5 protein-coding genes are annotated in these 7,809 nt (G+C 45.7%); 3 read left to right on the plus strand and 2 right to left on the minus strand.

Annotated elements, in window-relative coordinates; all coding sequences use genetic code 11:
- Positions 1–96 precede the first annotated feature (96 nt).
- From IQ234_RS10580 to IQ234_RS10590, 3 genes are read left to right on the plus strand one after another with little or no spacing between them, the layout of a single operon-like run.
- The gene (locus tag IQ234_RS10580) at positions 97–678 is read left to right on the plus strand and encodes an alpha/beta hydrolase (protein WP_322743450.1); all 582 of its coding nucleotides are present in this window, start codon (positions 97–99) and stop codon (positions 676–678) included.
- A complete protein-coding gene (locus IQ234_RS10585; RefSeq protein ID WP_193957064.1) occupies positions 675–2,015 on the plus strand; it encodes a 16S rRNA (cytosine(967)-C(5))-methyltransferase in 1,341 nt (446 codons plus the stop codon). The genes IQ234_RS10580 and IQ234_RS10585 overlap by 4 nt, the downstream gene beginning before the upstream one ends.
- 1 nt (position 2,016) lies before the next feature.
- A complete protein-coding gene (locus tag IQ234_RS10590; protein ID WP_193957065.1) occupies positions 2,017–2,427 on the plus strand; it encodes a TerB family tellurite resistance protein in 411 nt (136 codons plus the stop codon).
- Between the two features lie 68 nt (positions 2,428–2,495).
- On the opposite strand, the gene IQ234_RS10595 is transcribed toward IQ234_RS10590, so the two are convergent.
- Both IQ234_RS10595 and pruA read right to left on the minus strand, forming a co-directional pair.
- Positions 2,496–4,130, minus strand: a complete 1,635-nt coding sequence (locus IQ234_RS10595; protein WP_193957066.1) for an alpha-D-glucose phosphate-specific phosphoglucomutase — start codon at positions 4,128–4,130, stop codon at positions 2,496–2,498.
- Between the two features lie 408 nt (positions 4,131–4,538).
- On the minus strand, positions 4,539–7,508 hold the full coding sequence (gene pruA / locus IQ234_RS10600; protein ID WP_193957067.1) for an L-glutamate gamma-semialdehyde dehydrogenase: 2,970 nt from the start codon (positions 7,506–7,508) through the stop codon (positions 4,539–4,541).
- Positions 7,509–7,809 lie beyond the last annotated feature (301 nt).

A 7,809-nucleotide genomic window follows, 5' to 3' on the forward strand; every position in this document is an offset into this window, starting at 1 on the left:
CCATCTCACTCCGGGGAAAATCGCTATAGAATAGAGAGAAAAAAGAATTGCGAGGAAAAAACCCTGTCATTTAACCCGATTGTCATTCCCCCTTCCCTGGAAAATCCCGCTCGCTATCTAGTGATCATGCTGCACGGTTGGGGTGCGGATGCCATGGATCTGGCCCCCCTTGCATCGATGCTGGATCTGGCTGATTGTCAATTTTTGTTTCCCAATGCTCCCTTCGATCATCCGCAAGTGCCGGGGGGACGCGCCTGGTATGCGCTGGAAACCTCCGATTATCAAGGTTTAGTCGCTAGTCGTCAACAGTTGCACGATTGGATTATTTCCCTAGAAGCAACCACCGGCATTCCCCTAGAGCGGACTTTTTTGACTGGTTTTTCCCAAGGGGGAGCGATGACGCTGGATGTGGGTTTATCCTTACCCTTGGCGGGATTAGGTTCCTTGAGTGGTTATCTACACAGTGAACCCCATCCCCAGGGTCCACAAAATGTCTTAATTGTTCATGGTAAACAGGATCCCGTCGTTCCTATTGCTGCTGCTCGTCAAGCCAGGGATTTACTGCTTGGTTTGGGGGTTAACGTCGAATATCACGAGTTAAATATGGGCCACGAAATCCCGATTCCGGCGCTGACTATATTGCGCCAATTCCTCCGCAATCGTCTAGAAACTGCATGAATAATGCTCGTCAGCTGGCTTTGCTGATTTTACGCGATATCGATCGCTTTTCCACCTATCCCGATCGCGCTCTCGATCGCCATTTGTCCGCTAGTTCCTTAAATTGTCTTGACAAAGCCTTGACAACGGAGATTGTTTATGGTATAATGCGCCGACAAAGAACTTTGGATGCGCTGCTCGATCGCCTGGGGAAAAAAACCGCGGCCCAGCAACCCCGAGATTTACGGCGAATTCTCCATATTGGTCTTTATCAACTGCGTTATCTCTCCCAGATTCCCCCATCAGCGGCGGTGAATACGGCGGTAGAATTAACTAAAATCAGTCATTTAGGCAAATTAGCGGCGGTGGTTAACGGAATGCTGCGGCAATATCTCCGTTTAACTGCTAATGGCGACGATCCTTTAATTTTGCCAGAAAATACCGCTTCTAGATTGGGGATTCTCCACAGTTTCCCCGATTGGTTGGTGCAATTGTGGTTAGATCGCTTTGGTGTTACGGAAACGGAACAACTGTGTCAATGGTTTAATCGCTCTCCTGACCTCGATATTCGGATTAATCCCCTGAAAACTAGCCGAGAAGCCCTAGAAAATGAGTTAGAATCAGCCAATATAACTTTTAATCATCTTAAGTTACCTCTAGCTTGCCGTTTAACCTCTGGTTTAGGCAATATTGAGCGTTTAGAGGGATTTCGAGCCGGAAATTACACCCTACAGGATATTAGCGCCCAATTAGTTACTTATCTACTCGATCCCCAGCCCGGAGAGACAATTATCGACGCTTGCGCGGCACCGGGAGGAAAAACCACTCATATTGCCGAATTAATGGGCGATCAAGGTAGAATATTAGCCTGTGATCAAACACCATCCCGTTTACGACAGTTAGAAGCCAATATTAAAAGATTAGACTTAAAAGCGATCGAAATACATCTAGGGGATAGTCGCGATCGTCCCCAGTGGTGCGGCATCGCTGATCGTGTACTAATCGATGCTCCCTGTTCAGGATTGGGAACCCTACACAAGCGTCCTGATATACGTTGGCGACAAACACCCGAAAATTTACCTGTACTAGCCAAACGACAGGGGGAACTTTTAGCCTCGGCTGCCACTTGGGTAAAACCGAAGGGAATATTAGTTTATGCCACCTGTACCTTAAATCCGTTAGAAAATGAAAGAGTGATCGAGCAGTTTTTAGCCGCTCATCCCGATTGGAAAATGGCCACTCCCGACTCTAATTCATCTTTCTCAGAATACTATACAGAAACGGGAGCGATCGAAGTGTTACCCCATCGACATAATCAAGACGGTTTTTTTATGGCTAAGTTAGTCAAGGAAGTGTGAGATGAAAAATAAACAATTACTGAAAATTCTCATCGGTGTTGCTTGGATTGATGGTGTGATTCAACCATCAGAAAGAAGTTATTTGCGACAGGTAGCTGTGAGGGAAAAACTTGATGATGATCCAGAGATTAAACCACTATTATCGGAACTAAAACCAGTTAAAACCAGTGAATGTTATCGATGGTTAGAGTCCTATTTAGGCGCTAATCCTAGTCCAGAAACCTATCAAGATCTACTAGCATCGATTAGCACTTTAATCTATAGCGATGACGACGTGGACGTACAGGAAGCAAAATTATTAACCAAAGTGCAGAGTTTTGATCCGACTCACGATAGCCATCGTTCAATGTTAGATAAATTAGTGACGGGAATTCAGAAATTGTACCACAGGGCAATTACTGAAAGTAACTAAAGAGGGGCTATCAGTGATGAGCCGGTCAAAAAATTCCCCGATAAAAACTGATAGCTTCTCCCTAGATTTTAGGTAATAACTGTGGGTTGTTCCCGTCCAGTAGATTGACGAATTTGACCGATTTCTTCAGCTAAATCAATTAACGGCTGTAGGGCCTTTTGGGTGTCGATATCGTGTTTACTTGCGTCTGGTTCATAACTTTCTAGATAAACCCGGAGAGTTGCTCCTTTAGTTCCCGTACCCGATAGACGGTAAACAATCCGAGAACCATCGGTAAAACCAATGCGAATCCCTTGATTTTTACTGACACTACCATCCACGGGATCCGTGTAGCTAAAATCATCGGCATATTCCACTTCATAGTTACCAAATTGTTGACCCTTAAGGTCTAAAACCAGCTTCTGGAGACGTGCAATCATCTCTTTTGCTGGTTCTAAGGCGACTTCTTCGTAATCATGACGAGAATAGAAATTACGACCAAATTCTTGCCAATGACTGCGAACAATTTCCTCTACAGATTCCCCTTTAACTGCCAAAATATTTAACCAGAAAAGAACCGCCCATAAACCATCTTTTTCGCGAATATGATTGGAACCCGTGCCGAAACTTTCCTCACCGCAAAGGGTTGCTTTCCCCGCATCTAACAAATTACCGAAGAATTTCCAACCGGTGGGAGTTTCATAACAGTCAATTCCCAGTTTAGCCGCTACCCGATCGGCCGCCGCACTGGTGGGCATCGATCGCGCCACTCCCGTGATACCATTTTGATAGCCTGGTACTAGATGAGCGTTGGCTGTTAGTACCGCCAAACTATCACTAGGGGTAACAAAAAAATTCTGACCGAGGATCATATTGCGATCGCCATCTCCATCGGAAGCAGCCCCAAAATCGGGTGCATCTTGACCAAAGAGAATTTCTACCAGATCATGGGCATAGACTAGGTTAGGATCGGGATGACCCCCACCAAAGTCCTCTAGGGGAATACCATTTAATACTGTACCCTTGGGCGCACCTAAACGCTGTTCAAATAGAGCATAAGCGTAGGGACCCGTCACCGCATGGAGAGAATCCATGCACATTTTAAACTTACCAGAAGTGAGTAGGGCCTGAATGCGATCGAAATCAAAAATCTTTTCCATCATTTTGACGTAGGGAGTAACCGCATCGATCACTTCCACATCCATAGTTCCCAGTTTAAAGGAACCGGGGCGATCGAGGTTAATGTCGGCCCCTGAGAGGATGTTATAACTGCTAATCACCTTAGTCTCAGCATAAATTGCATCGGTGATATTTTCCGGGGCTGGTCCGCCGTTAGTAATATTGTACTTAATGCCAAAATCCCCCTCCGGACCGCCGGGGTTATGACTAGCGGAGAGAACAATACCGCCAAAAGCGTTATTTTCGCGAATTAACCCAGAAATAGCGGGAGTGGAGACAATACCATCTGTTCCCACGAGGATTCTACCGATACCGTTAGCGGCAGCGATTTTCAGGATAGTTTGAATAGCTTGACGGTTATAATAACGACCATCTCCACCGACAACTAGGGTTTGACCCTCGATACCGTCTAAAGTATTGAAGATAGCTTGAATAAAATTTTCCAGATAATGGGGTTGTTGAAAAACGGGAACGGATTTTCGCAGTCCGGAAGTCCCCGGTTTTTGGTCACTAAAGGGTTTTGTGGCAACGGTTTCAATCGTCATAGTCTTTTCTTGATAGGCCGACGCAATTCTCAACTTAAGTATATAGCAGTAGGTTGACAGCCAAGAAATCAGGTAAGAAAGACAACAGTTGGGGAGTCCCCTGTCATAGTAAATCCTGTTTAAAAAGTCTAGGAGAGTGGGGAGAGTGGGGGGAAGGGAGCAGGGAGAAGGGAAAACAAATAAAAATAGTCTCCTGACGACCGACTCCTGAGTAACGCACAGAAAACGGGTTTCTCGGAGAAACCCGTTTTCTACTCATGCAGAAGGCAAAACGGAGAATAAATAATCAGTTTTTAATAACTGGATTTATTATGACTCCTGACTCCTGACTCCTGTCTCCTGTCTCCTGTCTCCTGTCTCCTAACCCCACCAACAAACTTTTTGCCGCAAACCCTAGCTATAAATCGCTTAATCGGCCCCTTCAATCGGTGCAAATCCCTGACGTTGAATATTCTCGCTGATGTGACGAGGTTCGAGGAATTGCAGCAGATAATCCGGACCCCCTGCTTTGGAACCTACCCCCGACATCTTGAAACCCCCGAAGGGTTGACGGGAGACAATCGCACCGGTGATTCCCCGGTTAATATAGAGATTTCCCACTTCAAATTCCTGCATAGCTCGGTTAATATGGGCAGGAGTGCGAGAATATAAGCCACCAGTTAAAGCATAGTCGGTTCCGTTAGCTACGGCTAAAGCTTGCTCGAAATTACTCACTTTGATAATCGCCACCACTGGACCAAAAATCTCCTCCATCGCTATTACCGCATCGGGGGGAACATTCTTAAAGACGGTGGGACTGACGAAGTAACCCACCTCTGGAATTGGCATCTCTAGAGCCAATTCTGCCTCTTTTTTGCCAGTTTCGATATATTCCCGAATTCTTGCTTGAGCTTTCTCGTCGATAACCGGTCCTACTTCCGTACTTGGTAAATCCGTCGGCCCGATATTGAGGGACTTGGTAGCCTCGACAAAGCGATCCACAAAGCTATCATAGACGCTTTCCAGAACGATTATCCGCGAACAGGCCGAACATTTCTGGCCGGTGTAGCCAAAAGCGGACTTAACCGCACCGACAACGGCCTGATCTAAATCGGCACTCTCATCGACAATTAGGGCATTTTTGCCGCCCATTTCGGCGATAACTCGTTTTAGGTGTTTTTGACCCTTTTGCACGATCGAGGCATCTGTATAGATGCGACAGCCCACTTCTCGTGAACCGGTGAAGGCGATTAGGTGAACATCGGGATGGCTAACTAAATGCGCCCCCACCTGGGAACCTTTACCCGGGATATATTGGAAGACTCCGGCAGGAATACCCGCTTCTAGGAGAATCTCGGCAAATTTCGCCGTAATTACCGAAGAAGTCTCGGCCGGTTTCAATAGCGTGCAGTTACCTGCGACTAAAGCTGCCACTGTCATGCCAACTGCGATCGCTAGGGGGAAATTCCAGGGAGAAATCACTAAAGCAATACCCCGGGGTTGGTAGGAATAACGATTATTTTCGCCTGCTACGTCGAAATTATGCCCTAAATCCAGTCTTTCCATCTCCGAGGCATAATAACGGCAAAAATCGATCGCTTCTGACACTTCTGGATCCGCCTGTTGGATAACTTTGCCCACTTCCAAACAAATCCAGGCCGATAACTCGTGTCGTCGCGCTTCCATCAAATCTGCCGCTTTTCGCAGTATTTCGGCTCTTTTAGCCACTGGGGTGCGTTTCCAAGCGGGAAAAGCCTGTTTCGCCGTTATGATCGCTTTTTCTGCCTGTTCCACCTCAATTAAGCCCACTTTTCCCACTATTTCCTGCGGGTTACAGGGATTAACGGAATTGATTTGAACATTGGTGGCAACGTATTCGCCGTTAATTAAGGGTAAATAGGTCTTACCGAGGGAATTTTTGACAAAAGTAAGAGCTTGAATCGCTTTATTTCTTAATTGCTCGTTGGCATAATCTGTATCGGGGGCATTAGGAAAACCGGCGATAATCGGGTTATCATTGCCTAAAACCCGGGGGGCTGCGATTAAATCTTCCACGGGACGATCCTCCAAATTTTGCCGTAGGAAGGAACTATTAGCGGTATTTTCTAATAAACGGCGGATTAGGTAGGCCATACCGGGTAAAAGTTGTCCGTAGGGGGAATAAACCCGCACCCGATGACCCCGCTTCACTAAGGCTTTGGCTAATTGGTCGCCCATGCCGTACAATACCTGCATTTCAAAGCGACGACGGGGAATTTCTAAACTTTCTGCGATCGCACAGGCCAAGGCTTGCGATCGCACGTTATGACTACCGATAGCAGCGTATAAATATTGATGATTTTCCAATAATAACCGCGTCATCCGTTCATAATTGGCATCAGTGGCTGATTTTTCGTTATATACCGGCTGTGGCCAATGATTTTGGCGAGATTTAATCGTTTCTTGATCCCAGTAAGCGCCTTTGACTAGCCGGACAGTCAGGGGATAACCGCGCTTTTTAGCCCAATTAATTAAATCTTGTAAATCTTGGGCAGAATCTCTTAAATATGCCTGTAGGGTGATACCAATATCGGTACGACTGCGAAATTCTTCTTCTAGGAGTAATTCTTTCAGGATAGCCAGGGTGAGGTTTTTATAAACGTACTGTTCCATATCAAAATGGACTGCTACCCCTAACTCCTGAGCGCGTCGCAATAGTAGGCGAATGCGATCGCAAACTTTTTCCTTACTACCAATGGGATCTATGGGATCAAACTGAGAATAAAAGGCAGTTAGCTTGACAGAAACCTGCACTTGTGGTAATAAGTCGCCGTCCGCTTCATCAATTTGGCTAACTTTGTTCCATTTGCTCGCTTCTTGAGCCAAATGGGTCATTAAATCGAGATAACTTTGTAGATAAACTTGGGTTTCTGCTTCAGTAATTACCGCTTCACCGAGGAGATCTATGGTAAAAGCCATTTTTTCCTTGCGCAGACGGGTGACAGTGCGAGTAATTTGCACTAGGTCTTCTCCGGCGATATACTTACGAGCTAAGGTTTCTACGGATTTACTGATCACACTGGCGGCCGTTTGAGCCGGTAGGGAGTTAGGATCACTAAAGTTGAGGATACTTTTCAGCGCACTGGGCAGTTCTACGGAAGCATCACCGAGGTATTGTTGGAGATGATTAGCGATCTCGGCATTACTGCGTAAAGCGGGTAAACAGTCAATAAAACGGAATAATTGTACTCGTAAATTGGGGTTAGACATAGCCCAATCGAGTAATTTATCATCCCAACGCATTTGATCCTGTAAAGCAGACCAAAGACCTTTTTTTTCGCGAGTTTCGGCTAAAAGTTGTCTAGCGATCTCTTGGGTTTTGGTTTCGTAGTTTTGAGTTGAGTCGATTTGGATAACCACGGTGATTCAAGTAAAAAAAATATCAACGGGATTCAGCTTTCAGCAAGCTAACGTCAGCCTTCAGCCTAAAATTCAGTTTTTGAGCTTTTTCAGCTGATTGCCGCTCTTAATAGCTCTTTTCTCTGGTTTATATTCTTACCGAAGGACTAATCAAAGCTAATAGCCGATCACTTTTGCTGAACACTCTATTGTACTCGATCGAGCGGGGAGAGGGAATTATGAATTATGAATTATGAATTAGGAAATGGGGAGAATAAATAAAAATAATCTCCTGACTTCAAAGAGGGTGTGGGGTGTGGGG

This window comes from Microcystis aeruginosa LEGE 91341 (genome assembly GCF_015206885.1).
In the GTDB taxonomy this organism is placed as follows: domain Bacteria; phylum Cyanobacteriota; class Cyanobacteriia; order Cyanobacteriales; family Microcystaceae; genus Microcystis; species Microcystis aeruginosa_H.